Consider the following 26,205-nt stretch of genomic DNA (forward strand, 5'->3'; position numbering starts at 1 on the left):
ATTTGTTAATAAACTGTTAAATTACCCGAAAACTCCTTTCAACACTTCCTTGGCTATATTTGCCCAACTAAATTTTAAGTAATGAAAAGAGTTTTATGTTCGGTGCTGTTTTGTGCTTCAGCCTATATTTTTGCGCAGACAGGAACCATATCGGGAAAGATTAATGATGAAAACAAAATTGCTTTACCCGGAGCAAAAATAAAATTAACTCCCGGAAACATCTTCACCACTTCAGACGCAAACGGTAACTTCGTTTTCCTGAGCGTTCCTGAAGGAAACTATAGCATGACGGTTGATTATTTGGGTTACGGTACAGCGAGTTATCCAGTAACGGTAAATGAATCGGGTATCGTGCAGAACATCGTTCTGGATCAGAAAGCGACAACCATAGAAGCTGTAAATGTCGTGGGTTTCGGTCGTCAGAGCCAGGCAAGAGCGTTAAATACCCAGAAAAACAATCCTAATATCACCAACGTTATTTCTACGGAGCAAATCGGTAAGTTCCCGGATTCCAATATCGGTGATGCCTTAAAGCGTGTACCTGGAATCACGATGCAGAACGACCAGGGCGAAGCGCGCGACATCATCATCCGCGGTCTTTCACCGGAGCTGAACTCTGTAACACTGAACGGAAACAGAATTCCTTCGGCGGAAGGCGATAACCGAAAAGTTCAGATGGACCTTATCCCTTCAGATATGATCCAACTGATAGAGGTGAACAAAACTCTGACGTCAGATATGGATGCTGATGCCATCGGTGGTTCGGTGAACTTGAATACCAAAACACCGACCAATAAGGAAAGACTTTCATTAACGACTGCTTCAGGCTTCAACCCAATCCGTAACAAATTTGCCTTCAACAACGGGTTTTTCTACGGAAACAGATTCTTTGGCGGCGCTGTCGGGCTTGCGTTGAACGGTTCTTATAACCTACAGGATTACGGTTCTGATAATGTAGAAGCGGTTTGGAAAGAAGGTAAAACTTCAGAAGCTTTCATCGGTGAAATGGACATCAGAAAATACGATGTAAAGCGTGAACGGAAATCTGTAGGTGCAAACCTTGATTTCAAGATCAACAGTAAGAATGCCCTTACTTTGGGCGCACTTTACAACTGGAGAGACGATCTGGAAAACCGTTACAGGCTGCGTTTTAACAGCGTAAAAGAAAATTTCGACAAAAATACCGGTGAATTTCTGGGTTATACAGCGGATTTAAGAGCGCAAACCAAAGGCGGAATCGGGAATGATCTGAACAAAGGTTCAAGGCTTGAGCGCCAGATCATGCAGAATTATTTCATTACAGGTGATCACATCATCGGCTCAAAAATCGATATGGATTGGGGAGCATCCTTCTCCAGAGCCGAAGAACAAAGGCCAAACGAAAGATATACAGATTATCAGGTGAAAGGCGTTGCGCTTGATAAAAATTTCGACAGCGAGGAGCAGCCTTTACTTAAACCGCTGACTCAGCCCGCTTTGAAAGATTTTAAATTCCGAACCCTAACAGAGCAAAACGGGATGACGTTTGAAGACGAAATCACAGGTAAACTGAATTTCAGATTCCCTTTCTCCATCATCAGCGAACAGAAAGGCCGTTTGAGAATCGGTGGTAAGGCGAGAATCAAAACTAAAGAAAGAGATAATAATTTCTTCGATTACAAACCTGTAGCTTCCAATACTTTATATTCTACTTTGGATAAGGTGAACCGCGTTTTTTGGAACGGGAAAAATTATAATCCAAGCGAAAAATACGTTCCGGGATGGTTTGCAAGCAAAGAGCACTTGGGCGGTTTAAATCTGAAAAACTCAGCCATGTTCACGGAGAGTGACGAACCCGCAGAATATCTAGGTGTTAATTACAAAGCAAAAGAAAATATTTACGCCGGATATCTGCGTTGGGATCAGAATTTTAGCGATGTATTCTCGATGATTGCCGGTTTAAGGCTTGAAAATACTCAGATCGATTATACGGGTAACGTAATTCAGGATGAAGAAGATCTCACAGGAACGCGCCAGATCGAAAACGATTATACCAACTATTTACCAAGCTTAGCGTTCAAATATACGCCAGTTGAAAATCTGGTTCTTCGTGCAGCGTATTCCACCGCTTTGGCGAGGCCGAGCTATTACAAACTTTCGCCTTTCGTAAGCATTATTCCGGGAGACAACGATATTTCTGCAGGTAACCCGAACCTGAAAGCATCTTATGCACACAATTTTGATGTGATGGCTGAAAAATATTTCAAGTCTGTAGGTTTGATTTCATTGGGTGGTTTCTACAAAAAGATCAATGATTTCATCTACGATTACAGGGACAATAAATTCAGTTACGATAAATTCTCTGCAGAATTTCCGGATGTTGCCAATGTTTTGGTGCAGGGAGAGGATTATACATTTCTTCAGTCGAAAAACGGAGAAAGTGTTAACGTTTACGGTTTCGAAGTGGCTGTACAAAAGCAGCTCGATTTCCTTCCTGGATTTGGTAAATTCTTTAATCTTTACGCCAACTATACTTACACCAAATCTGAAGCAAAAGGAATTTACGCTGCGGACGGAACTTTAAGAGAAGGCCTTATGTTGCCTGGTACGGCACCACATATGTTCAATGCTTCATTGGCTTGGGAAAACAAGAAATTCTCCGCAAGGATTTCATTGAACCATGCTGCAGCTTATCTTTATGAACTTGGTGCAGATGCTTTCGAGGACCGCTACTATGATAAGCAGACTTTTGTGGATTTCAACGCATCTTACGCAATCAAGGAATGGATGAGGTTCTTCGTGGAGGCTAACAACCTTACCAACCAACCTTTGAGATATTATCAGGGTGTGAAGAGCAGAACGGCACAGATGGAATACTATATGCCGAGATATACTTTCGGTTTCAAGTTTGACTTTTAATTACTATTTTATATTTTTCAACAGGAGAGCGGAGCAATCCGCTTTCTTTAATATTTCGTAAAATGAAAAAAACAGTTTTTTATATTGCACTTTGCTCCGCATTGGTACAGTGTACATCTTTAAATTTGCATAAAAAGGTTCAACCAGCAGTGATCACGGAACAGGTAAATTTTGATACCGATGATCCCGCGATCTGGATCAATCCACAGGATGCTTCCCAATCTTTAATTATCGGAACCGACAAAGAAACGGAAGGCGGCCTTTTTGTATTTGATTTAAATGGAAAAATCGTGAACAAAGTGCCGGGTTTAAAGCGTCCTAACAACGTAGATGTCGAATACGGATTTAATTTTCAGGGTAAAAAAATCGATATAGCAGTTACCACGGAAAGACAGCAGAACAAGATCAGGATTTACGAAGTTCCCTCGATGGAAGAAATTGGGGCAATCAGTGTTTTTGAAGGCGAAACTGATCGCGACCCGATGGGAATTTCAATCTATAAAAATCCCCATACTGAAGAAATTTTCGCCATTGTGGGCAGAAAATTCGGCCCGGGCGGAACTTACCTTTGGCAGTACAAACTTTCAGAAAACAACGGGAAAGTTACTGGCGAAGTGGTACGGAAGTTCGGAAATTTCAGCGGTAAAAAAGAAATTGAAAGCATTGCCGTAGATGATGAGCTGGGCTTTATTTATTATTCTGATGAAGGTTTCGGTGTCCGAAAATATTATGCAGATCCGGCAAAAGGCAATCAGGAACTCGCACTTTTTGGCCAGAAAGATTTCAAAGAAGATGTGGAGGGAATTTCGATTTATGATACAGGCAACGGAAAAGGCTACATTTTGATTTCAAATCAGCAAGCCGATACCTTCAACGTTTACAGGCGCGAAGGCGACAATGGCAATGCGAACCAACATTACAGAATTGCAGAAATTCCGGTTTCTACAAAGGAAAGTGACGGTTCAGAAGTGGTTAATGTCAATCTCGGACCCAAATTTCCTAACGGCGTTTTTGTAGCGATGACTAACGGAAAAGTATTTCATTACTACGATTGGCGCGAATTCCAGAAAATTATTGATGAGCAGTCGCAGTCCAAGTAATTAAAAGAATTTAATTTTTAATAATAATAGAAACCTTGCAAAAAAAACTTTTGCAGGGTTTTTTATTCTATTTTTAAGTTTGAGCTTGAATTTATTATGAGTATTTTTGTAAAATATCCAAATTTATGGTTCTGGTCACCGGCGCAACAGGAATTCTCGGAAAAGTTATCGTTTTAGAACTGCTGAAACGCGGGAAAATCGTGCGTGCAGCAAAGCGGAGATCCAGTAATTTGGAGGAGGTTCGCCATTCTTTTCAGTTTTATACCGAAAATCCTGACGATTACTTTAATAAAATTGAATGGATGAATGTTGATTTTGAAGACATTCATTCGCTGCAAAATGCGTTGATTGGTGTTGAAGAAGTCTATCACTGCGCCGCGACGGTAAGTTTTCATCCCGCCGATCAGCGCAGGATGTATCATACCAATATCGAAGGAACCAGAAATTTGCTTTATGCGTGCGAAGGAAGTCAGGTGAAGAAATTCTGTTTTGTAAGTTCTATTGCGGTGCTTGATGGTGTAAATGAAAAAGATGAAACCGATGAAAATTCAGATTACAACCAGAAATTAGATCATTCTGCCTATGCCGTTTCCAAACATTTTTCTGAAATGGAAGTTTGGCGCGCGGCCGCGGAAGGTTTGAACACCGTAATTGTAAATCCGGGAATCATCATCGGCAGCGGAAACTGGACGCAAAGCAGCGGAATGCTGTTTGCAAATCTTGCCAAACCGTACACCTTTTCCGGAGGAGCTTCTTATGTAGATGTGCGCGATGTGGCAAAGGCATCCATCGAACTCATGGATAACAATGTTTTTAATGAACGCTTTATCCTGATTTCCGAAAATAAACGCTACGCTGAAGTAGCGTCGTATGTAAGACAAAAAATGGGACTTTCTTCCCCGAAAATTATTCCTTCAGCGGTGCTTACGGTCGGCAGAGTTTTGAACTTTGTTTTTGGATGGCTTTTTTCGCCTTTAAGAATGGTAGATAAAGTTAACACAGAGTCAGTTACCAATATGAGCAATGTAAGTAATGATAAAATTGTAAAGACGCTGGGATTTAAGTTCATTCCGGTGAATGACAGCATCGATTTCCACCTGGAAAATTACAGAACTGATAAAAAAAGTAAAAAAGAGTAAGATGAATTTCGCAGAATTTTTGAATACAAATGCAGAGAAGTTCTCCATAAAACCTGCGATAGGTTTTAAAAAGAAGGACGTATGGAAAGAAATCCACTGGCTCGATTTCCGCAGGATGGTTTTCAAAACCGCAAACGCATTGAAAGAAGCCGGAATTTCTGCAAACGACCGGGTAGCAATTTACTCCGATAACTCTGCTGAATGGATTACTTTCGATCTTGCGATTCTCGCTCTTGGCGCAGTTACAGTGCCGATTTATTCTACAAACAACGGTTCGCAGGCAGAATACATCATCAATAATTCTGAAGCTAAAATTATATTGGTCGGCAACCAGGAACAGTATGATGCCGCTTTCGAAATTCTTAATAAAGAGAACACGTTGCAGCAGATTGTCGTTTCAAAAAAAGCCATCTGGATTAAAAAAGACCGAAGCATTTATTTTGAAGATTTCATCAAGAAAGCGGAAGAACATTTTGATATTGTTCAAAAAGAAGACGATGATCTGGCGACCATTATTTACACGTCCGGAACTACCGGCGTACCGAAAGGAGTAATGCTGACGCACGGAAATTTTCACAATGCGATCAGGGCGCACTTCGGTTTTTTCAAATTTAAAAACTTCGAGAACGAGACCTCACTTGCATTTCTCCCGCTGACCCACGTTTTTGAACGAAGCTGGACATTGCTGGCACTGTACGGCGGTGCAAAAGTATATTTCCTGGAAAATACCAAGCTTATCGCCCACGCATTAACCGAAGTAAAACCTACCATGATGTGCGCGGTGCCGAGGTTCTACCAGAAAATTTATGCAGGAGTCAACGAAATGGTACAGAACGGTTCCGAATCCAAAAAGAAAATCTTCAACTGGGCAATAAATGTAGGAACTCAGGTTTCAGAATTAAAGCGGCTGGAAAAACCCGTTCCTTTTAGTCTTGGATTTAAAAATAACATTGCTGATCTGCTGGTTTTTAACAAAATAAAGAAAAAAATGGGCGGGAAACTTTGGTTTATGCCTTGCGGCGGAGCTTCAGTATCCCCGGAAGTAACAAAGTTCTTCGATGCGATGGGTATTCATATGACGGTGGGTTATGGACTTACGGAAACTACTGCTACATTAACAGCTTTTCCATTTACTAAATATGAACACGGAAGCGCCGGGATTCCGCTTGGCGATACCCAAATTAAAATTGGCGAAAACGACGAAATCCTTGCAAAAGGAAGCGGTGTGATGAAAGGATACTATAAATTACCAAAAGAAACTGCCGAGGTTTTCACAGAAGATGGCTGGTTTAAAACCGGTGATGCAGGTAAATTTGATGAAAATGGGAATCTCTACATTACCGACAGAATTAAAGATTTAATGAAAACGGCTAACGGAAAATATATCACACCTCAACCCATAGAAAATTTACTTTCAAACAATAATTTTATCAATCAGGCGATGATCGTGGCGGAAGATAAGCCTTTTGTAACTGCGTTGATTATTCCTAATTTTGAGGCTTTGAAAGAACAGCTTCCGAAGATGAACATTCCGTTTACCAACTGGCAGGAAATCGTGGATTCGGAAAAAGTAAAAGAATTTTACCGCGAAAAACTCGAGGAAATTCAGAAAGCCCTTTCGGGGTTCGAAAAAGTGAAGAAATTTGTATTGATGCCGGCAGAATTCGAAATCAATACAGGAGAAATTACACCAACTTTGAAGGTGAAAAGAAATGTAGTAATGCAGAAATATGCAGCGTTAATCGATAAAATGTACACTTCTTAGCGCAAATTTAAATTAGACAACATGAACGATTTTACAGGTAAAAAAAACTTCGCTATATCCAGCCAAATGGTTTCGGCAAGCTGTCCTTCGAATATTGCACTCATCAAATACTGGGGAAAATATGAGCGCCAGATTCCCGCAAACCCAAGCATCAGTTATACCTTAAATAACTGCAAAACAAATACTTCTATGGAGTTTTTGGCAGATGAAGAATTCTCTGTACAAACGTTTCTTGCAGGCAATGAAGAACCCAAATTTGCTGAAAAAATTGAAAAATATTTTAGAAATATCGAAGAGTATCTTCCCTGGATTCTGAAAGGGAAATACATTATAAAAACCGAGAACACTTTTCCCCACAGTTCCGGAATTGCAAGCTCTGCCTCAGGATTCGGTGCGATAGCCAAATGTTTAATGGAGCTTGAGCAGCAGTTTTCGGGTATTCAGGATGGTGATTTTAAAGTGCGGAAGGCAAGTTTTCTGGCAAGATTAGGCAGCGGAAGTGCATGCCGGAGTCTGTACGACGGTTTGGTGGTTTGGGGAAGAACAAAAGAAGTAGAAGACAGTTCTGATTTTTATGCGGTACAATACCCGAATGATGAGATTCATGAAGTTTTTAAAAGTTTCAACGACTGGGTTCTTCTGATTCATGAAGGAGAAAAATCCGTAAGTTCCACAGTTGGTCATGGTTTAATGAACACGAATCCGTACGCTGAAAGAAGATTTCAGGAAGCGCACGAAAATTTTGCGCTTTTAAAGGATATTTTGAAATCTGGTGATATGTCGAATTTCATCAAATTGGTGGAACATGAAGCACTTACGCTTCACGCCATGATGATGATGAGTGATCCTGCCTTTATTCTTATGAAAACCGGCACGCTTGCAGTCATTAATAAAATCTGGGATTTCCGCAGGGAAACAGGTTTACCGCTGTTTTTCACCTTGGATGCGGGTGCAAACGTTCATTTGTTATTTCCGGCCGATAAGGACGAAGACCAAATCAAGGAATTTATTGTAAAAGAGCTTTTACAGTTTACTCAAAATAACGGTGTCGTGAAGGATGTGATGAGGTTTTAAATCCCGGAAAATTACCTTTTCGCCGCAAACCTGCTTAAGGTATGCATTACAAAAACTACCAGAATTCCCACAATTGCTGCGGAAATTGACAAAATGAATTTAGCATTTTCTTCGTGCCAGAAACCCAGCTGCCATTCCATTGCATACAGGTTGAAGCCAATGAAAATTACGAATAATACTAAGAATATTTTATAAAAAAGATGCATTTTATGGGTCTTTAAAATTTAACGTAAGTGGTGATCAACTGTGCAAAGTTAGTTGTAAACAACTTAATCGAAATCGCAAGAAGAATAATTCCGAAAACTTTCTGCAAAACCTGAAGGGTTCCGTCGCCCAGTTTCCTCTCGATCCAGTTCGCCGATTTCAGCACCAAATATACGAAAATTGTATTGAGGATGATTCCCAAAATAATATTTATATCATGATATTCCGCACGTAAAGAAAGGGTGGTAGTCAATGTTCCGGCGCCTGCAATGAGTGGGAAGGCGATAGGAACAATCGAGGCAGATTTTGCTTCTTGATGCTTTTGGATTTCGATACCCAGAATCATTTCCACAGCGATGATGAAGATTACAAAAGCACCAGCAATTGCAAACGAATTCACATCAACACCAATAAATTTAAGAATTTTATTCCCGATAAAAAGAAAAGAAATCATCAGCATACCCGATACAATCGCGGCTTTTTCTGATTCAATATGCCCAAATTTCTGCTTTAAAGTGACAATAATTGGAATTGAGCCTACAATATCGATTACAGCAAAAAGAACCATAGTAGTGGTAAGCGTTTCTTTTAAAGAGAAAGAGTCAAGCATTTATTAAAATTATTAATTTCGCAAAAATAGAAAAATTAATTGATTATTGTCTAATCTGAGAATATATTCTGACGATAGATTTTAAAAGCTCATCGATATGTTCATCGGAATGATATGGCGCGTATTTTTCGACCAGAATTTGTTCTGATAGTGCTCTGTATTCGTCCGCAAACTTCTGACCTTTATGTGTTTCCAGATATTTTTTAAAATCTGATTCTGTAAGAAGGCCGATGTATTCTTTTGTTTCGGCATTTAATTCCTCGTACACCGAAATAAATTTCGAGAAATCTTTATTTTCAGCCAGTTTTTTTAAATATTTAATATTGTCATCAAACTGAACGCTCAATTTATTGCGAATCAGTTCCTCTGTTTCGGCGATAGTAGTGATTGGCTTTGTGGTGATCACCGGTTTTAAATTGCGGTGTGTCATTTTCTTCTTTATCACAAGGAAGAGAGAAAGTAGTCCAGCCATTAAAGCCAAGTTTCCGAAAACTATTTTCCAGTTAATCCTGCTTTTATCTTTTATTTTTAAATTATGAGTCTGCAGAACCGGGGTGTTTACGGTTTCCAGAACGTTATTGGTATAATCGTGAACTTTTTCAAGTGTCGTTTTAGAGTCTGCAATCTGTTGAGGTGTTTTTACGTTTAATGCGATAGATTGAGATCCCAAATCAACATATTTTTTAGTCTCAGGATCGAAGTAAGAAAAGTTCTCAAAACTGATGCTGATAGGTCCCGGCCGCTTTGGGATTACAACATAATCTGCTTTCAAAATGCCATTTAGTCTGTTGTCTTTTGCATTGGTTTTTACTGAAACTTTAGGTTCAAAAAACACATAATCTGCAGAATTTACCATTTTTGGTAAATGAAGCGTACCAAAATTCCCGGATCCTGAAATCTGTATCGAGATGTTTACAGGTTTGTCGATTTCCGCAACTTCAACTGTGCTGTTATTTGCCACAGAAACCGCAAAATTTCCGACGGCGTTTTTAAAATGCACGGGCATTCCCGATGGAAGTTTCTTTACATTGAGCCTTACTTTATTGGAGGTTATTTTTTCTTCCTTTGAAGAACCCGAAATTGATGCAGAAACTGGCGGTACATCAACAGAACCGGTCTCTGATGGAAAAATCATAAATACGGCAATAACCTGCGACGCAATATCTGAATGGGATTCGATTTCGGATTTCGCAAAACTCACTGGTTTAATCCGGATATTTCTATCTCGTGGATAATGGATGTTACCAACTTTTCTGAAATTATTGTAATCCCGGCTATAAGCGCGCAGAACTGCGATGGTAGGTTCGTTTCTATAAACCTCTTTATCCTTTACCTCCATGTTGAGATACACTTCATCCGAATGAGAAGTTGCAGCAACTGAAGATTTTTTATCGTTTTCCCTTACATTAATTTCGAAAGGCTCGGTCTTGTAAATCTTACCGTTTACGGTGACCAGTACTGATCCGAATGTAACTTTACCCGCGCGTTTCGGACTCAGAACCATCTGGTAAACCATCTGATTCAAGACATTACCTTTTTTTGCATCGAGAACAATTGTGTTTTGCTCAGATGCGGTCCCGATGATATCGAATTTTGAAGTGTCGGGCATTCTGAGCGGGGTTTCCTGCTGCATGTTTTCGCCGGCAATTTCAAGTAAAACCGTTAGGTTAAACGGCTGGTTTACTTTCTGATCCTTCACTTCAGATACAGCCAATGTTACCTGACCATAAATTAATATCGTCGAGAAAAGAAATAATATGTATGGAATTCTTTTTTTCATCACCAATCCTTTTCGTTGCTTTGTGGCATGGAATAGGAATTCTTATTGAGAATCCTTTTTGCGGTTTCTCTTTCTTTATTTTCTACACGGTTAAGGATTGAATTTTCAAGGTCTTTAGGCAATTTGCCGGAGTTGTCGTTTTTATTTTTGTTGGGATCGTCGCCTTCGCCTTCGCCTTTGTTTTGCTGCCCTTGTCCGGACTGGCTTTGTGGCGTGTCGCCTTTTTCATCGCCCTGGTTTTTGTCCTGGTTTTTGTCGTTTCCGCCACCGCCGCCGGAACTATTTTTCTGCTTATTCTCTTCCTGCTTTTCTTTTTCCTTCAGCATCGCGATTTCGTAATTCTTGCGGATGGTTTCGTTGTAAGGATCCTGTTTCAGAGCCTGTTTGTAAAATTCAGCTGCTTTTTTCGAATTATTTGTCTGCATGTGAGCATTTCCCAAATTATAAAGCGCGGCAGCTTTATCCGGAATCGTTATAGCTAATTTTTCAGCTTTTTCGTATTCCGCAGTGGCTTCTGCAAACATTTTTCTTTTATAAAGTGAATTGCCGAGGTTATAGTGTGCGCTGAAATCTTTTTCATTAACCTTAATGGCTTCCATATATTTTGATGAAGAAGATTCGTAGTTCTTCTTATCGAAATCTTTATTTCCTTCAAAAATAAGGGTGTTGTAACTCTTCTGTGCCGAGAAAAAGACAGTGCAAAAAATTAATAATATGGAGGTGAAAAGTAAATTGCGATTCATTACTGCAAAATTATCTCTTTTAATGTTAAGTCGAGTAGGTGTTTCTGTTAAAATTCGGTTAAATATAGACCGAAATACCTGAATATTAGTTAAATATTAAACTCTCTCTTTGGATTTAAGAGAAAAATTAAAAGAAAAAGAAATATAGAAATGCCTAAAAAATACTGATAGTAATGAATAGCGTTTTGGGATTTTACCAAGGTTTCAGATGACGAAGATGTTTTTGCCAGCCCATCAATAATCTGCGAGGTAGCATCGTCCAGATTATTGCCATCAATATAGGTTCCACCGGTTTCTTCAGCGATATTCTTCAGCGCATTCGTCTGTCGTTTAGAAATCACCGTTTGGCCGGTGAGATCAGTTTTATACCCCATCAACTGTCCGAATACGTATTCCGGAATCGGCGCTCCTTCCTCAGTTCCTATTCCGACTGAAACTACTTGAATTCCTTCTTTATTTGCAAGTCTTATGGCTGCTTTTTCGTTTCCTTCATTATCTTCACCGTCGCTAACTAAAACAACTTTACGCGAACCTTTTGCGACATTTTTAAATTTATCTGCAGTGGTTTTCATTCCGTTTAAAAAATCAGTTCCCTGAATTTTTACTACACTGGTTTCCACTCCTCCGATATAAGTTTCTGCAGCAGTAAAATCCGTGGTCAAAGGCATTATTGAAGCAGATTCACCGGCAAAAACTACAATTCCAACTTTATCATTCTTCATCTTAAACATCGTGTTGATGATGATGTTTTTGGCTTGAGTTAAGCGATTTTGTTCCACGTCCTGTGCATTCATCGAATTGGAGACATCAAGAAGAAAAATTACATTGTTCATCTTCTGACTGGTTTTAACTTCCTCGGTACCGCTGAGTAAATCTACAATCGAAAGAATAAGAAAAAGGGTAGCGATCAAATATAAAGCCGGAAGAAACCGGGAAAATCTACTTTTCTTTTCGAAGAGTTCCTCCTGGAATCTGGCTTCCGCAAATACGGTTTTCTTGCGGTTTTTCCACTTTGTGTATCCAGCAATAATAATCCCGAGCAGCGGCAGGAGCAGCAGCAAGAGTAAATACCAGTTATTTCCTAAATACCAATTCATATTAGTGTTCAAATTCTTTTCTCATCAACTTAAAAACTTATAAAATAGCCACCGAAGCAGCGCATCGAGTAATAAAACTGCCAGGGCAATCCAAAGAAAAATCCTGAAATATTCCTGATAGTTATAAAGTTTTGTGGACTTAAGTTCCGATTTTTCAAGCTGATTAATTTCTTCATATACCTGCTCCAAACTTTGGTTGGATGTGGCGCGGAAATATTTTCCACCAGTCGTTTCTGCAATTTCACGGAGCACAGGCTCATCAATTTTCACTTCGGTTTCATTGAAAACCAGATCACCAAAGATGTCGGTTGCTGTTGGCATCAGCGCATATCCGTTGGTTCCGATACCGATGGAATAAACTTTTATATCGTTGCTTTTCGCCAGTTGGGCGCCAACCTGAGCCGGCATTGCATTTTCAATCGTATTCACGCCATCGGTCATCAAAATGATGATTTTTGATTTCGATTTGCTGTGTCGTAAATGACTCACCGCCACCGAAAGTCCTTCACCAATTGCGGTTCCGGGCTGCAGTTCCAGTGGATTTAAGTTTTCAAGTTCTTCGAGCAAAACCGCATGATCCGAAGTTACAGGAACTTTGGTAAACGCCTCGCCGGAATAGGTGACGAGGCCTATACGGTCGCCGGGTCTTTTTTCGATAAAATTTTTGGCAATTCCTTTCAGTGCCGTTAAGCGGTCGGGTTCTAAATCTTTAGCAAGCATACTGAGTGAAACGTCCACAGATAGCATAATGTCGATTCCTTTACTGTCGTCGTTATCCTGAGAAATTGTGAAGGTTCGCGGGCGTGCCATCGCAATAATCAATGCCGAAAGTATGATGTACTTTGAAATTTTCAGAAGAAAAAGAACAAAAAGAATTCCCTTGTTTTCCTGCATGTTCCGAATGGTGGGAACACGAATTCCTGTTCGTTTTTTCTTGCTTAAATCCAAAACAATTAAAGGAATGAAAGCAGCGAACAGCAGTAAAAACCACGGACTGTAAAATTCTAAATTAAGTAAGTCAAATGTCATTATACGCCTGTTCTTAATTGTTCGGCTTCCAGATCTTTGGAAGAACGTTTTACAAAGGTTTTTATATCATTGAAGTCGGTCTGCATGGTAAGCTGATCCGGGAACGTCTTTGCGAACTTCACCAAATCACCGCGTAGAAAGATATCTTCAACAATTTTTTCGTTTTCTGGTGAGATGGTATTGTTCGTTTTCATCACATCAATCAGGTCATCAGTCAGCAAAACATCTGCTGGAATTTTGTACTGTTTGGTGATGAAATTTCTTGAGATATCTATTAATTCTACATAGAAAGATCGGTAATCTCCGTTTTCAATAAATTTTTTCTTCTTAAGATTTTCGAGATCTTTCAGCGTCTGATTGGTCATTACCGCCGGCAAATTTTTTCTGCGTTTCGCATACCGAACCAAATAATAAATAATGAAGATTAAAGCCAGTAAAATCAGCACACCTAAAATATACCATTTGTAAAGTTCCCAGTAATCTTTAACATCAAGTTTTACCTCTTTGTTTTTCATGATGTCGTTGATTTCATCACCTTTCTGAGCGGTGTTGATGACTTCAACTTCGTAAGGTATGGTGTGGTAGAGCTGCCCGCCAATATTGAAATCGAGTGCGGGAATCGTATATTTTCCTTCTTCGAAAATGGCAAATTCAATTACTCTTTCGTAGAAATCGGGTCTGTTGCTGATGCTGTCTTTTATTTCTTCAAAATGAAAAGGCAACAATTCGTTTTGAGGCGCAGAAATTACATCTTTCCCCTGTAAATTGGAGATCTTAATCCTGAAAAGACCAACTTCGCCCAGCGCCAAAGTCTTTTTTTCGAGGCGTGAACCCAGCGTTTGCGAAAATACGGAAACATATAAAAGGGCAAATAAGATAAAATATATTTTTTTCAAAATCTGATTCCTGTTTTTATAAACTTCGTGAATGTTGATTAGCGTTTTCTGAAATACTGATAAAGGAATTTCGAGTAATCCTCGCCGGTATTGATATTCATAAAACTGGCGGCAGAATTTTCGAAATCTTCGGTTACGCTGCGAACTTTCTGTTTTTGTTTCTCTGCAAATTCATAACGCCATCTTGCGCTGGAAGTGTTTGCCCAAACCTGTTTCCCTGTCTCGGAATCCTGAAAGAGCGCATATCCGATATCCGGAATTTCGCTGTCTTTTTCATCATAAATCCGCATTCCAAGAAGCTGGTGTTTTCGTGCAGCCACCCGAAGGACCTTTAAATCGTAATCATCCTCAAAATCCGAAAACATAAAAACCAGCGATTTTTTCTTGAAGATATTCATCATATACTGCAGCGCACCATCAATTTTCGAGTCCGCAGGAACATAATCTGCAGTTAAAATATTACTGATAATGGCCAGAATATGCTTTCTTCCTTTCTGCGGCGGGATAACTTTATAAACTTTATCTGCGAATAAAATAAGGCCGACTTTATCATTGTTTCCAGCTGCTGAAAAACCCAAACTTGCGGCAATTTCTGCGACAAATTCACGTTTCAGCTGGGTTTTGGTGCCGTAATCCATCGATGCAGAAATATCCACCAAAAGCATCAGCGTGAGTTCACGTTCTTCCTCCATCACTTTTACAAATGGTTCGCGGAAACGTGCGGTTTTATTCCAGTCGATTCTTCTAATCTCGTCGCCGAACTGATAAGGTCTTACTTCAGAAAAAGTCATTCCCTGACCTTTAAATGCACTGTGATACTGACCCATCAACGTTGCTTCCGACTTTTTTTTAGTCCGAATCTCAATCTGTTTTACTTTTTTGATGATGTCTTTAATCTGCATGATTTCTTTTTTCAGGAGCCCGAAGATTTTGTTTTTCTTTGATCTGCGGTCCCGCTTTCCGCTGTATCTTTTGCTTCACTTCGTTTCGCAAAAGGATGCCGCTTCAATCGGGGCTATAAGTTTATTTTAGGATTTATCCCGATAATTAGGGTGCCTGAACTTTCCCCAAGATTCTGTTTACAATTTCATCGGCAGTAATTTCTTCAGCTTCCGCCTCAAAACTCAGTCCGATTCGGTGTCTCAGAACGTCTTTTGCAATTTCCTTCACATCTTCCGGAAGTACAAAAGCACGGTTTTTCAGGAAAGCCATCGCACGGGAAGCGATTGCCAGGTTGATGGATGCTCTTGGCGACGCACCGAAACTGATGTAATTTTTAAGTTCTGCCAGGCCATAATTTTCCGGTGTCCGGGTTGCGAAAACCATATCCAGGATGTATTTCTCAATTTTTTCGTCAAGATAAATCTGGTTGATAAGATTTTTGGCTTCCATAATATTGTGGAGCGATATCACCGGTTTAATCTCCGGTTGGTGCGATGTGGCTACCATTTTCATAATCTTTCTTTCATCCTCGAAATCCGGATAACTGATGGTGCATTTCAGCATAAAACGGTCGCTTTGCGCTTCCGGCAAAAGGTAAGTTCCTTCCTGATCAATTGGGTTCTGTGTCGCTAAAACCAGGAAAGGTTTTGGTAAAGGCATAGTTTCGTCACCGATGGTTACCTGTTTTTCCTGCATGGCTTCCAGAAGTGCCGACTGTACTTTCGAAGGTGCACGGTTAATTTCGTCAGCGAGTACAAAATTGGCGAAAATAGGTCCGCGTTTTATAGTAAAATCGTTGTCTTTTATATTGTACATCATGGTTCCCACAACGTCTGCCGGCAAAAGATCCGGTGTAAACTGAATCCGTGAAAAATCGCCCTGCACAGCATCTGAAAGTGTTTTAATCGCCAGTGTCTTTGCCAAACCAGGAACACCTTCCAAAAGAACATGGCCGTTGCCCAAAAGACCGATCAATAAACGGTCTACCATATGTTCCTGTCCGATAATTGCTTTGTTGATTTCCTGTTTCAGGAGGGTGAAAAAATAATTCTGTTCTCTTACTTTTTCGGTGAGCTGTCTTATATCTTCGGCCTGATGTAATTCTGACATAGTGATTTTAAAATTTAATGTGTAAATTTCTGATAAATACCCTCATCAGTCAACATAATTGGTGCCAAGAATGAGTTAAAGTTTTGTTAAACCCTCTATACAAAAGATTGGTGAAGGAATTCGAATTGTTAATACGTGATTACAAATTGAAGCATTTTTTAAATAAATATTTTTAGAATCTTTTAAAATGCTTTTTCCCTGGAAAATGCATTTTTGTCTCTTTCAGTTAATTACCCTATTTTTGAGGATTAAAATAATGTAAAATGAACTATCATTTTCAGGCCCACAGGCAAGTCCGCAGAAATCTTCTGGAAATTCTTCAGAATACATCACACAGTGATTTGATGCTGATTCCCGACGGTTTTAACAATAATATTTACTGGAATATCGCGCACACGGTAGCGACACAACAGCTGCTGTGTTATTATCTTAGCGGAAATCCATTCAGAATCGATAAATACTGGATTGAAACCTATAAAAAGGGCACACTGCCGAACCTCAATGTGCAGCAGTCTGAAGTTGATGATTTGGCTTTTTTGCTCACAGAAACCTCAAAAATTTTAATGAAAGATTACGATGCAGATTTCTTTGCAGATTATACACCTTACACCACAAGTTTTGGGTTGGATCTGAAGAATATTCAGGATGCAATTATTTTCAACAACATGCACGAGACCTTACATTATGGTTACGCGATGGCCCAGAAAAGAGCTATTATTGGCGAAAAATTTTAAAACCTATATCAACCCGGATAGTTAATTTTAATTATTCCATACATTCAATTTAATGAAAGACGACTTTATTTTTGGTTTGCGACCTGTGATGGAAGCAATAGATGCCGGAAAAACCATAGACAAAATATTTCTGCAGAATGCGTTACAGGGCGAGATTTACCAAGAACTCAAAACGCTCTTGTCGAAACATAAGATCCGCCCGAATTATGTGCCGGTAGAAAAACTCAACCGTTTTACGAGGAAAAATCACCAGGGCGTGGTCGCTTTTATTTCAGATGTTCCTTTTGAGAAGATTGAAGATGTGCTTCCGCAACTTTTTGAAGAAGGAAAAACTCCCTTTATTTTGATTTTGGACCGGTTAACCGATGTAAGAAATTTCGGTGCGATTTGCAGGACAGCAGAATGTGTGGGGATTCACGCCGTTATTTTGCCTGAAAAAGGCGCAGCGCCAATAAATTCTGATGCGATAAAAACCTCTGCAGGCGCAATTTATAACCTGAAAATCTGCAAAGAAAAAAATCTGGCGCATACCGTAGATTTTCTTCAGCAGTCGGGTGTACAGGTTTTCGCGGCTACCGAAAAGGCGCAGAAACTTATTTATGATGTAGATTTCACGCAGCCCTGTGCAATCGTAATGGGAAATGAGGAAACCGGAATTTCTAAAGAAGTTCTACATCATTCCGATGAGAAAATTAAGCTTCCGATCGAAGGAAAAACACAGTCGCTTAACGTTTCCGTAGCTTGCGGCGCTATTTTATATGAAGCGGTTCGCCAGAAAATCGCAATGCCGATATAACGTATTTAACTCCAGTATCTCTCAGTTTTTATCGGTTAGCATCAAATTTGAATTCAAAAGAATTTTTAACTTTATTAAAAATTAGGAGTTTATGCGGAGCAGTACGGTTTCAAAAAGCGAGGTGCGCAATCATGTAAAAGAAATAATTCGGGGGAAGATAGAAAAACTCGAAAAGTTTCTTGATTTTACTCTGGAAGCCAGCCGTGAAATCAAGAAAACTCCAAAGTATGATTCCATCCGCGAGGAAATGCAGGAAGAGATTTACCAGATGCAGAAACAGTTGGCTTCACTTAAGGATCTGCAAAGAAACATGACTAAAGTCCTGAATAATTCTACGCAGCGTGTCGCGATAGGATCTCTGGTTTTTACGAATAAAGCGCGATTTTATATTTCGGTGTCTTTGGGCGAATTTTTCTATGAAGGCGACCGTTTCTATGCCATTTCTGAGGAAAGTCCCATGGCAAAAATTTTATTCGGAAAAAAAGCGGGCGACTCATTTGTACTGAACAATATTGCCCAGACTATCGAAAATGTTATGTAAAAGTTAATATGAAAAATCAGAGATAATAATTTAATGGGAAAAGCAGCAATATTAAAGGAAATCATTGAAAGCAGAAGAAGTATTTTTCCAAAGGATTATACTGGCGAAGAGATAGAACAGGAAATTCTGGATGAGATCCTTCGCTCCGCCACGTTCGCTCCAAATCACAAACGTACCAAACCGTGGCGTTTTAAAATATTTAAAGGTGAAGAAAAAACCAGGTTGGGAGAAAAACTGGCCGAGATTTATAAAAATACAGTTGCACCGCAGCATTTTCTCGAAAAAAAATATTTAAGTATCTCTGAAAAAGCAGCGAAAGCAAATGTAATTGTTACAATTTCTGTGAATTTCAGTGGGATACTCCCGGAATGGGAAGAGATTGCTGCTACAGCGATGGCGGTTCAGAATATGTATCTTACCTGCACCGCACACGGAATTGGCAGCTACTGGAGCAGCCCAGGAATGATTAAACATCTTGATGAATTTTTAAATTTGGAAGAGAATCAAAAGTGTTACGGATTGTTTTATATAGGAAAAATATAAATTAAAGCTGTAACTTTTTATTTGGCAGGCCGACTGATTTCCAAACAATTAATCATAAAAAACTTTAATCAATGGAAACTTACGGCTACAACGACCCCGAATCCCAAAACCAAAACTTCAGTAACCGAAATTACCGCTCAGAAAAGAAACTCGCAGCAGGATTGTTGGGGATTTTACTCGGGACTTTTGGTGCCAATAAATTTTATATGGGTTACATCAACGAGGGAATCATCCAGATTGTTCTGAATATTGTAACGTGCGGAATCGCCACTGTGATTCCATTTATCGAGGGAATTATTTATCTTACCATGAGCGATGAGCAGTTCGACCGGACATATATTCAGGGCAGAAAAACCTGGTTTTAAAAATTTAGTGATCAAAAAAATCTTTCAAATAATTTGAAAGATTTTTTTGATTTTTCAGCAAACCGGACGCTAAAAAACTTAAATTCTTACTGATTAAGTAATATCGCCGCTTCTTTTGCGGCGTAAGTGAAAATCATGTCTGCTCCTGCTCTTTTGATGCAGGTTAAACTTTCGATAATCGCTTTATCATTATCGAGCCAGCCGTTTTGGGCAGCAGCTTTCAGCATCGCATATTCGCCACTCACATTGTAAACCGCAATTGGTAAGTCGATTGCCTCACGAACTTTAGCCACAATATCCAGATAAGGCATTCCTGGTTTTATCATGATGATGTCGGCGCCTTCAGCAACATCTTTCAGCACTTCATCCATGGCTTCACGGGAGTTGTGAAAATCCATTTGGTAAGTTTTTTTGTCTTTTGGAATATCGGCATTTTCCTTTGGTGCAGAATCCAATGCGCTTCTGAATGGTCCGTAAAAAGAACTCGCATATTTAGCGGCATAACTTAAGATTCCAACATCGGTGAAACCACCTTCTTCAAGGCCGGTTCTTATAGCGGCAACTCTGCCGTCCATCATATCGCTGGGTGCCAAAATGTCTGCTCCGGCTTCAGCGTGTGAAAGCGACATTTTTACCAGTGCATCATTTGTTGCGTCATTATCAACTTTTCCGTTGGTAATAATTCCGTCGTGTCCGTAGATCGAGTAGGGATCCAGAGCAACATCCGGTATTACAATCATGCCCGGAACAGCGTCCTTAATGGCTTTGATTGTCGTCTGCATCAGACCATTATTGTTCCAGGATTCGGTGCCTTTGTTATCTTTTAAATTTTCAGAAACTTTCATGTAAAGGTTTACTGCTTTTACACCCATTCTGTATAATTCCTGACATTCTTTCACGGTAAGATCAAGGGTTCTGCGGTAGATTCCCGGCATTGACGGAATAGGTTCCTGCGTGTTTGAACCTTCCATAACAAAAATCGGCATTACCAAATCGTTGGTGGTGAGTACTGTTTCCTGCACGAGGGATCTAATGGTGGCGTTGGTTCGTAATCTGCGGTTTCTAGAATATATAATCATGTTTTGGAATGGTATTTGGATTTAAACATGCAAATTTAATTATAGTTTTACAAAAAAAGCTCTTAAAATAAAATTCAATTTCTTACATTTGTAAGGATATTTATAAATATAAGTTCTATAAGGTGAAAAAATTATTATTTTCTATCATATTAATCGGCAGTTTAACAGTTTTTTCGGAAAAAATTTCCGCACAGTCTGTTAGTAAAGAGCCGATAGCAACTTCTCTGAAACCAGAGGAAGCAGTAATGGTAGCATATCCCAATCCTGCCCGCGATTTTATTGTTGTAAAATCTAAAGATGCTTCTTTAAAAATAAAATCCGTTACCTTGTATTCTATACTCGGGATGGAAGTTGCAGAATATACCCTTAATAAAAATTCGGCAGAGATAAGACTCGACAGGTTAAGACCTGGAAAGTATCTGATGCGCTATACCATGAGCGACAACACACAGAAAGTTACACAAATCGTAAAACAATAAAAATTTGAATCCTGAAAATTAACTTTCAGGATTTTTTGTGTCTTCTTATACGTCTGGGAAATCTTAACTGTAAAAAAATCCCTAATTTTGCTGAAATGGAAACACGCGAAAAAATAGTTATTATTGGCGGGGGATTTGCAGGTTTGCAGCTCGCAAAATCACTGAACAATAAGAGAAAAAAGGTGATTGTGATTGATAAAGTAAACCATCACATGTTTCAGCCTCTTTTTTATCAGGTGGCGTGCGGTCGAATTGAGCCCAGTAATATTTCTTTTCCTTTCCGAAAAATTTTTCAGCGGTCCCGAAATATTCAATACCGTATGACGGAGGTACAGAAAATTCTTCCGGAACAGAATAAGATTATAACTGAAGATGCTGAATTTACTTACGATAAGTTAGTCATTGCCACAGGATGTAAAACCAATTTTTTCGGAAACGGAAAGATGGAGCATCTCACCTTCGGGATGAAAAATACCCAGGAAGCTATCGCAATCAGGAATCACGTTCTCCTCACTTTCGAAAAACTCATTATCGAGCGCAAGCGAAGTGACGATGGAAACTGGAATATCGTAATTGTAGGAAGCGGGCCCACTGGTGTAGAACTTGCCGGCGCCTTCGCTGAAATGAAAAAAGATATCCTGCCACGCGATTATCCTCACATGAACTTCGATAACCTCAATATAATTCTTGTTAGTTCTACCACCACACCGTTAAGTGTGATGAGTGAAGAATCTCAGCAGATGTCGGAGAAATATCTGAAAGAATTGGGCGTGCAGTTTATGAGCGACGAATTTGTAACCGATTACGACGGGGATAAAGTATATATGAAAAGCGGTAAAACAATTTCTTCCAACAACGTCATCTGGGCAGCTGGTGTAATCGGAAATATCATTGAGGGACTGAACCCTGATGTAATGATAAGAAACCGTTATAAAACAGACCGGTTTAATCGTGTGTTAGGTTACCAAAACATTTACGCTATCGGCGATATAGCATATATGGAAACGCCAAAATACCCTCAGGCACATCCCCAGGTGGCAAATGTTGCCATTAACCAGGGGAAAAACCTTGGCAGAAATTTTCTGAGAAAATCAGAGAATGATTGGAAAGAATATGAATATACTGACCGGGGCAGCATGGCTACCATCGGTAAACACCGCGCTGTAGTCGATTTGCCGGGTTTTAAATTTCAGGGTTTTTTGGCGTGGTATTTTTGGATGTTTCTGCATTTAATGCTCATTCTTTCCGTAAGAAACAAAATCGCCATTTTCTTTAACTGGATGTGGAGTTATCTGAATAAGGACTCTTCACTGCGCCTCATTATTATCCCAAATAAAAAGAACAATACCGAGCAATGAGAATCGATATTATAAGTGTTTTGCCGGAACTCATGGAAAGTCCGTTCAAAACGTCTATCCTGAAAAGAGCAGTTGATAAAGGTTTGGCAGAAGTTTATTTTCATCACCTCCGCGATTTCGGTTTGGGGAAACACCGCCAGGTAGATGATGCTCCGTATGGCGGAAGTGCCGGCATGGTAATGATGGTTGAGCCCTTAGACCGTTGCATCTCCGAACTGAAAGAACAGCGAACCTACGATGAGGTGATTTATCTTACCCCCGATGGGGAAACTTTAACCCAAAAAATTGCGAACAGTCTGTCAACAAAAAGTAATCTTATATTTCTCTGTGGGCATTACAAGGGGATTGATCAAAGGGTTCGCGAACTTCATATTACCAAAGAAATATCCATTGGCGACTATGTTTTAACCGGAGGAGAGTTGGCTGCATGTGTTTTGGCAGATTCGGTAATCAGGCTGCTTCCGGGAGTTCTAAATGATGAACAAAGTGCCTTGACCGACAGTTTTCAGGATAACCTTCTTTCACCACCTATTTACACAAGACCTGCTGAATATAAAGGCCTTAAGGTACCCGAAATTTTACTCAGCGGTAATCTTCAGAAAATTCAGGACTGGCTGCATGAGGAATCGGTAAAAATAACTCAGGAAAAAAGACCCGATCTTTTAGAATAATTCATTCATAATCGATATTTTTTATAAATTTACAATTCCAATAAAACAGGGAGATAAATTTGCTGATGGTAGATCGTGTAGTGCAGGAACTGGTTGCTTTTTATAATGTAGAGAATCTATTTTCTCCGGATCCGCCGGCGGTACACCCATTAGATCCCACACCTTCGGGTCTAAGAAACTGGGACGAAAGAAGATACCGGAATAAAGTACAGAAAGTTGCCCAGGTTTTTGAACTCATGCGGGAAGCAGAAAATGCATTGCCAATGATTATTGGTTTTTCTGAAATCCAGGGGCAGGCGCCTTTGGATGAACTCGCTGCAATGGCACCTTTTAATTTAGATTATGCTGTTGTGCATTATGATTCTATGGATGAAAGAGGAGTAGATGTAGCGCTACTTTATGACAAAAATAAACTCGAGCTCATATCATCAGATCCCATCACTTATTTTTTTGAAATTAAAGATAATAATCCCGCGAATTACGATACAACCCGCGATATTTTAAGATGTAAATTCAGATATTCCGGTGAAATAATCAATGTTTTTGTGCTTCATCTTCCGTCAAAAAGAGAAAAAAATATCAACAAGCCAAAGCGTGAGTTTATCCTAAATGATATTCGTGAAAAAGTGATCGAAATAAAATCCGACTTAAACGAGGCGATTATTATCTGTGGCGATTTTAATGAAAATCCGGATGATGATAATGTAAGAAATCTTGTTTATGACGATCAATCTGATAAATTGCTTGAAAACCCGTTTCTGGATTTGTATCTCAACAAAAATTATTCAACATATCACCATAAACACGGCTTGCTTTTTGATCAAATTCTCTTATCAAAGCAGTTTTTCGAGACTTCTTTTCCGCTGAATTTTAGTTCGGCAAAAATTTTCAACCACTATAAATTAAGCAACTGGGATAAGAAATTTGCCGGCAGACCGTTCAGAACATACGCAGGAAGCAGATATCTGGGAGGTTACAGCGATCATTTCCCGGTGATTACAGCATTTACAACAACTCAATAAAGAACAGATAGAATATATATGAAAAGCGCAATAAACTCAAGCTATCACCTTGATTCTGTAGATAAAGAAATAATTTACATGCTGATGGATAATGCCAAAACCTCATTGGCGCACATTTCTAAAAATGTTGGAATCTCCACCACTGCCGTTCACCAGAGAATTAAAAAACTGGAGCAGGCAGGGGTGATTGAAAACTCCATTTCTTTTCTTAATCCCAGAAAAATCGGCTACAAAGTGGTTTCTTATATCGGCGTGTTTCTGGATCAGCCAAGCTATTATCATGATGCAGTGAAGGCTTTGAAAGAAGTGAATGAAGTGGTGGAAGCGCACTATACCACAGGTAATTACACCATTTTCTTGAAGGTTTTGTGCAGAGATAACGATCATTTGATGGAAATTCTTAACAAACTTCAGAAACTCAAAGGCGTAACGCGAACCGAGACTTTCATATCTTTGGAGCAGAGTATTAACCGACAATTGAAAGTATAATAACAATGGAAATCAATAAATATTTAGATTCTACTTATCTTAAAACTCCCCAGCAGGCTGGTTTATCAGAAGAAGAAACATTGAAAAAAGTGTATCAGCTTACCGATGAAGCTCTTGAGCATAATTTTTTTGAAGTAATGATCCGTCCGGATTATGTGAAGGAAATTAAAGACTATTTAAAGTCAAAAAATTCAGAGATAAAAGTAGGTACAGTCATTGGTTTTCATGAAGGAACAGCCAGTACTGCAGATAAACTTTCTGAAGCTGAAAAAGCGATTGCCGACGGTGTTGATGAGCTGGATTATGTAGTTAATTATGAAGCTTTCAAAGCTGGAAATACCGATTTGGTGAAAAACGAATTCGTAGAAGGCACCAAATTGGCGGTGAAAAACGGAAAGATCGTAAAATGGATCATCGAAATCGCTGCTTTAACCGATGAGCAGATTGTTGATATTACTAAAAACATGAGAATTTGGGCAGAAGAAAATTTTGGCGAGAATGATTTCGAAAATATTTTTGTGAAATCTTCCACAGGGTTTTATCCAACCGAAGACGGTAAACCAAACGGAGCTACTTTCGAAGGAATAAAACTTATGCTTGAAAACTCCGGAAAACTTTCCGTAAAAGCTGCCGGCGGCGTAAAAACTCCGGCTGATGCTGAAAAAATGATTACAATGGGTGTAAGACGAATCGGAACTTCTTCAGCAAAAGCTTTGGTTTCAAACGAAAAAGCGAAGGACGGATATTAAAATATATAAATCCAACAATAAGGAAATCGCGCATAAGGTGCGATTTTTTTATGTTTAAATCCTATTTTTGCAGTTCTATGCCAAAAAAACCTGTTCAAAAAAAAGTTTCCAAAAAAATCCACAAAAAACGCAGAAGAAATTTCCTTTTGAGAAGAGAGATTCTCCTGTTGATTCTGGCGTTGGCATTACTGGGTACGGGGTTTTATCTAAAAGAAAAAATCGCTTTTTACTATGCTATGTATTTTAATAAATTCGAGCATAAAAAGCTTTCGAACACCGAATTTGAAGAACAGCGTATTAATCGAATTATTGGAGATTATGCCGATAAAACTTTCGGGATCGATATGTCTCATTATCAAAGAAAAGAAGACATCAACTGGGACAGTTTAAGCATCGGAAACCGCGCAATACCGATAGAATTTGTGGTTTTACGTGCTACGATGGGTAACCGCAGTGCCGACAGGCATTTCGATGAATTCTGGGAGCTGGCCAAAAAACATCAGCTAATTCGTGGGGCTTACCATTTTTACCGTGCCGATGAAGATCCTGTGCGTCAGGCTAATAATTTTCTCGATAATGTAAAACTGGAAGAGGGCGATTTGCCTCCAATTCTCGATATTGAAAAAATCCCAAGACGAAAATCGAACGAAAAACTCGTTGAAGATTTAAAGGTCTGGTGCCGCATTGTAGAAGAAAAATATGGCGAAAAACCTATTATTTACACCTATTATCATTATTACAAAGATTTTTTGAAAGGCGAATTTGATGAGTATCCGCTCTGGCTCGCCAATTACAATGATGTTCCGCAGCCAATGCCCGACGGAAAGTGGGATTTCTGGCAGTTCACCGAAAAAGGAATCGTCTACGGAATCAACACCAAGGTGGATATTGATGTGTACAACGGTAGTCTTTGGTCATTAAAAAGACTCACCCTCGATTAAGTCCAATTATCGTATTTTCGCAGTCTCAAAACAGCATTTAACAGCAACAAC

The 26,205-nt window shown here is 39.3% G+C and carries 27 protein-coding genes; 17 read left to right on the top strand and 10 right to left on the bottom strand.

Going from position 1 to position 26,205, the window contains the following annotated elements:
- Positions 1–81 precede the first annotated feature (81 nt).
- The 5 genes from OK344_RS01435 to OK344_RS01455 all read left to right on the top strand — a co-directional run bounded on the left by OK344_RS01435 (position 82) and on the right by OK344_RS01455 (position 7,976).
- Positions 82–2,898, top strand: a complete 2,817-nt coding sequence (locus OK344_RS01435; RefSeq protein WP_265143110.1) for a TonB-dependent receptor — start codon at positions 82–84, stop codon at positions 2,896–2,898.
- Between the two features lie 62 nt (positions 2,899–2,960).
- Entirely contained in the window at positions 2,961–3,998 is a 1,038-nt protein-coding gene (locus OK344_RS01440) for a phytase (RefSeq protein WP_265143111.1), read from the top strand.
- 125 nt (positions 3,999–4,123) lie between these two features.
- A complete protein-coding gene (locus OK344_RS01445) occupies positions 4,124–5,137 on the top strand; it encodes an NAD-dependent epimerase/dehydratase family protein (protein ID WP_265143112.1) in 1,014 nt (337 codons plus the stop codon).
- A 1-nt stretch (position 5,138) separates the two neighbouring features.
- On the top strand, positions 5,139–6,902 hold the full coding sequence (locus OK344_RS01450) for an AMP-dependent synthetase/ligase (RefSeq protein ID WP_265143113.1): 1,764 nt from the start codon (positions 5,139–5,141) through the stop codon (positions 6,900–6,902).
- A gap of 21 nt (positions 6,903–6,923) precedes the next feature.
- Positions 6,924–7,976 (top strand): diphosphomevalonate decarboxylase, encoded by a 1,053-nt coding sequence (locus OK344_RS01455; RefSeq protein WP_265143114.1) that lies wholly within the window; start codon positions 6,924–6,926, stop codon positions 7,974–7,976.
- An 11-nt stretch (positions 7,977–7,987) separates the two neighbouring features.
- Here OK344_RS01455 and OK344_RS01460 read toward each other — a convergent pair whose 3' ends face one another.
- From OK344_RS01460 to OK344_RS01500, 9 genes are all read right to left on the bottom strand, one after another.
- On the bottom strand, positions 7,988–8,182 hold the full coding sequence (locus OK344_RS01460; RefSeq protein WP_265143115.1) for a hypothetical protein: 195 nt from the start codon (positions 8,180–8,182) through the stop codon (positions 7,988–7,990).
- An 11-nt stretch (positions 8,183–8,193) separates the two neighbouring features.
- Positions 8,194–8,790, bottom strand: a complete 597-nt coding sequence (locus OK344_RS01465) for a MarC family protein (protein WP_265143116.1) — start codon at positions 8,788–8,790, stop codon at positions 8,194–8,196.
- A 43-nt stretch (positions 8,791–8,833) separates the two neighbouring features.
- A complete protein-coding gene (locus OK344_RS01470; RefSeq protein WP_265143117.1) occupies positions 8,834–10,570 on the bottom strand; it encodes a BatD family protein in 1,737 nt (578 codons plus the stop codon).
- On the bottom strand, positions 10,570–11,313 hold the full coding sequence (locus tag OK344_RS01475) for a tetratricopeptide repeat protein (protein WP_265143118.1): 744 nt from the start codon (positions 11,311–11,313) through the stop codon (positions 10,570–10,572). Before OK344_RS01475 ends, OK344_RS01470 begins: the two co-directional genes overlap by 1 nt.
- A gap of 89 nt (positions 11,314–11,402) precedes the next feature.
- Positions 11,403–12,410: a vWA domain-containing protein gene (locus OK344_RS01480; RefSeq protein WP_265143119.1), complete on the bottom strand. Its 1,008-nt coding sequence runs from the start codon at positions 12,408–12,410 to the stop codon at positions 11,403–11,405.
- A 24-nt stretch (positions 12,411–12,434) separates the two neighbouring features.
- Positions 12,435–13,439, bottom strand: a complete 1,005-nt coding sequence (locus OK344_RS01485; protein ID WP_265143120.1) for a vWA domain-containing protein — start codon at positions 13,437–13,439, stop codon at positions 12,435–12,437.
- Positions 13,439–14,335 (bottom strand): BatD family protein, encoded by an 897-nt coding sequence (locus OK344_RS01490; RefSeq protein ID WP_265143121.1) that lies wholly within the window; start codon positions 14,333–14,335, stop codon positions 13,439–13,441. Before OK344_RS01490 ends, OK344_RS01485 begins: the two co-directional genes overlap by 1 nt.
- 38 nt (positions 14,336–14,373) lie before the next feature.
- Positions 14,374–15,237: a DUF58 domain-containing protein gene (locus OK344_RS01495; RefSeq protein WP_088467914.1), complete on the bottom strand. Its 864-nt coding sequence runs from the start codon at positions 15,235–15,237 to the stop codon at positions 14,374–14,376.
- Between the two features lie 145 nt (positions 15,238–15,382).
- Complete coding sequence (locus OK344_RS01500) at positions 15,383–16,387, bottom strand: AAA family ATPase (protein WP_265143122.1); 1,005 nt, start codon at positions 16,385–16,387, stop codon at positions 15,383–15,385.
- A 263-nt stretch (positions 16,388–16,650) separates the two neighbouring features.
- On the opposite strand from OK344_RS01500, the gene OK344_RS01505 reads away from it, so the two are divergent.
- The 5 genes from OK344_RS01505 to OK344_RS01525 all read left to right on the top strand — a co-directional run bounded on the left by OK344_RS01505 (position 16,651) and on the right by OK344_RS01525 (position 19,366).
- Positions 16,651–17,121: a DinB family protein gene (locus tag OK344_RS01505; RefSeq protein WP_265143123.1), complete on the top strand. Its 471-nt coding sequence runs from the start codon at positions 16,651–16,653 to the stop codon at positions 17,119–17,121.
- A gap of 52 nt (positions 17,122–17,173) precedes the next feature.
- Positions 17,174–17,917: a 23S rRNA (guanosine(2251)-2'-O)-methyltransferase RlmB gene (gene rlmB / locus OK344_RS01510; protein ID WP_265143124.1), complete on the top strand. Its 744-nt coding sequence runs from the start codon at positions 17,174–17,176 to the stop codon at positions 17,915–17,917.
- A gap of 91 nt (positions 17,918–18,008) precedes the next feature.
- Positions 18,009–18,458, top strand: a complete 450-nt coding sequence (locus OK344_RS01515) for a GreA/GreB family elongation factor (protein ID WP_265143125.1) — start codon at positions 18,009–18,011, stop codon at positions 18,456–18,458.
- Positions 18,459–18,491: 33 nt separating this feature from the next.
- Entirely contained in the window at positions 18,492–19,001 is a 510-nt protein-coding gene (locus tag OK344_RS01520) for a nitroreductase family protein (RefSeq protein ID WP_265143126.1), read from the top strand.
- Between the two features lie 71 nt (positions 19,002–19,072).
- A complete protein-coding gene (locus OK344_RS01525) occupies positions 19,073–19,366 on the top strand; it encodes a TM2 domain-containing protein (protein ID WP_088467908.1) in 294 nt (97 codons plus the stop codon).
- A gap of 86 nt (positions 19,367–19,452) precedes the next feature.
- On the opposite strand, the gene hemB is transcribed toward OK344_RS01525, so the two are convergent.
- Positions 19,453–20,445, bottom strand: a complete 993-nt coding sequence (hemB, locus tag OK344_RS01530; RefSeq protein WP_265143127.1) for a porphobilinogen synthase — start codon at positions 20,443–20,445, stop codon at positions 19,453–19,455.
- A 122-nt stretch (positions 20,446–20,567) separates the two neighbouring features.
- Between hemB and OK344_RS01535 the strand changes: the two genes are divergently transcribed.
- From OK344_RS01535 to OK344_RS01565, 7 genes are all read left to right on the top strand, one after another.
- On the top strand, positions 20,568–20,924 hold the full coding sequence (locus OK344_RS01535) for a T9SS type A sorting domain-containing protein (RefSeq protein ID WP_265143128.1): 357 nt from the start codon (positions 20,568–20,570) through the stop codon (positions 20,922–20,924).
- A 95-nt stretch (positions 20,925–21,019) separates the two neighbouring features.
- Entirely contained in the window at positions 21,020–22,282 is a 1,263-nt protein-coding gene (locus tag OK344_RS01540) for an NAD(P)/FAD-dependent oxidoreductase (RefSeq protein ID WP_265143129.1), read from the top strand.
- A complete protein-coding gene (gene trmD / locus OK344_RS01545) occupies positions 22,279–22,953 on the top strand; it encodes a tRNA (guanosine(37)-N1)-methyltransferase TrmD (RefSeq protein ID WP_265143130.1) in 675 nt (224 codons plus the stop codon). Before OK344_RS01540 ends, trmD begins: the two co-directional genes overlap by 4 nt.
- A 65-nt stretch (positions 22,954–23,018) precedes the next feature.
- A complete protein-coding gene (locus tag OK344_RS01550) occupies positions 23,019–23,975 on the top strand; it encodes an endonuclease/exonuclease/phosphatase family protein (protein ID WP_265143131.1) in 957 nt (318 codons plus the stop codon).
- An 18-nt stretch (positions 23,976–23,993) separates the two neighbouring features.
- Positions 23,994–24,464: an Lrp/AsnC ligand binding domain-containing protein gene (locus tag OK344_RS01555; RefSeq protein WP_088467903.1), complete on the top strand. Its 471-nt coding sequence runs from the start codon at positions 23,994–23,996 to the stop codon at positions 24,462–24,464.
- Positions 24,465–24,469: 5 nt separating this feature from the next.
- Entirely contained in the window at positions 24,470–25,213 is a 744-nt protein-coding gene (gene deoC, locus OK344_RS01560) for a deoxyribose-phosphate aldolase (RefSeq protein ID WP_265143132.1), read from the top strand.
- A 77-nt stretch (positions 25,214–25,290) separates the two neighbouring features.
- A complete protein-coding gene (locus OK344_RS01565; RefSeq protein ID WP_265143133.1) occupies positions 25,291–26,154 on the top strand; it encodes a glycoside hydrolase family 25 protein in 864 nt (287 codons plus the stop codon).
- Positions 26,155–26,205: the final 51 nt, after the last annotated feature.

The organism is Kaistella yananensis (genome assembly GCF_026107505.2).
GTDB classification, from domain to species: Bacteria; Bacteroidota; Bacteroidia; order Flavobacteriales; family Weeksellaceae; genus Kaistella; species Kaistella yananensis.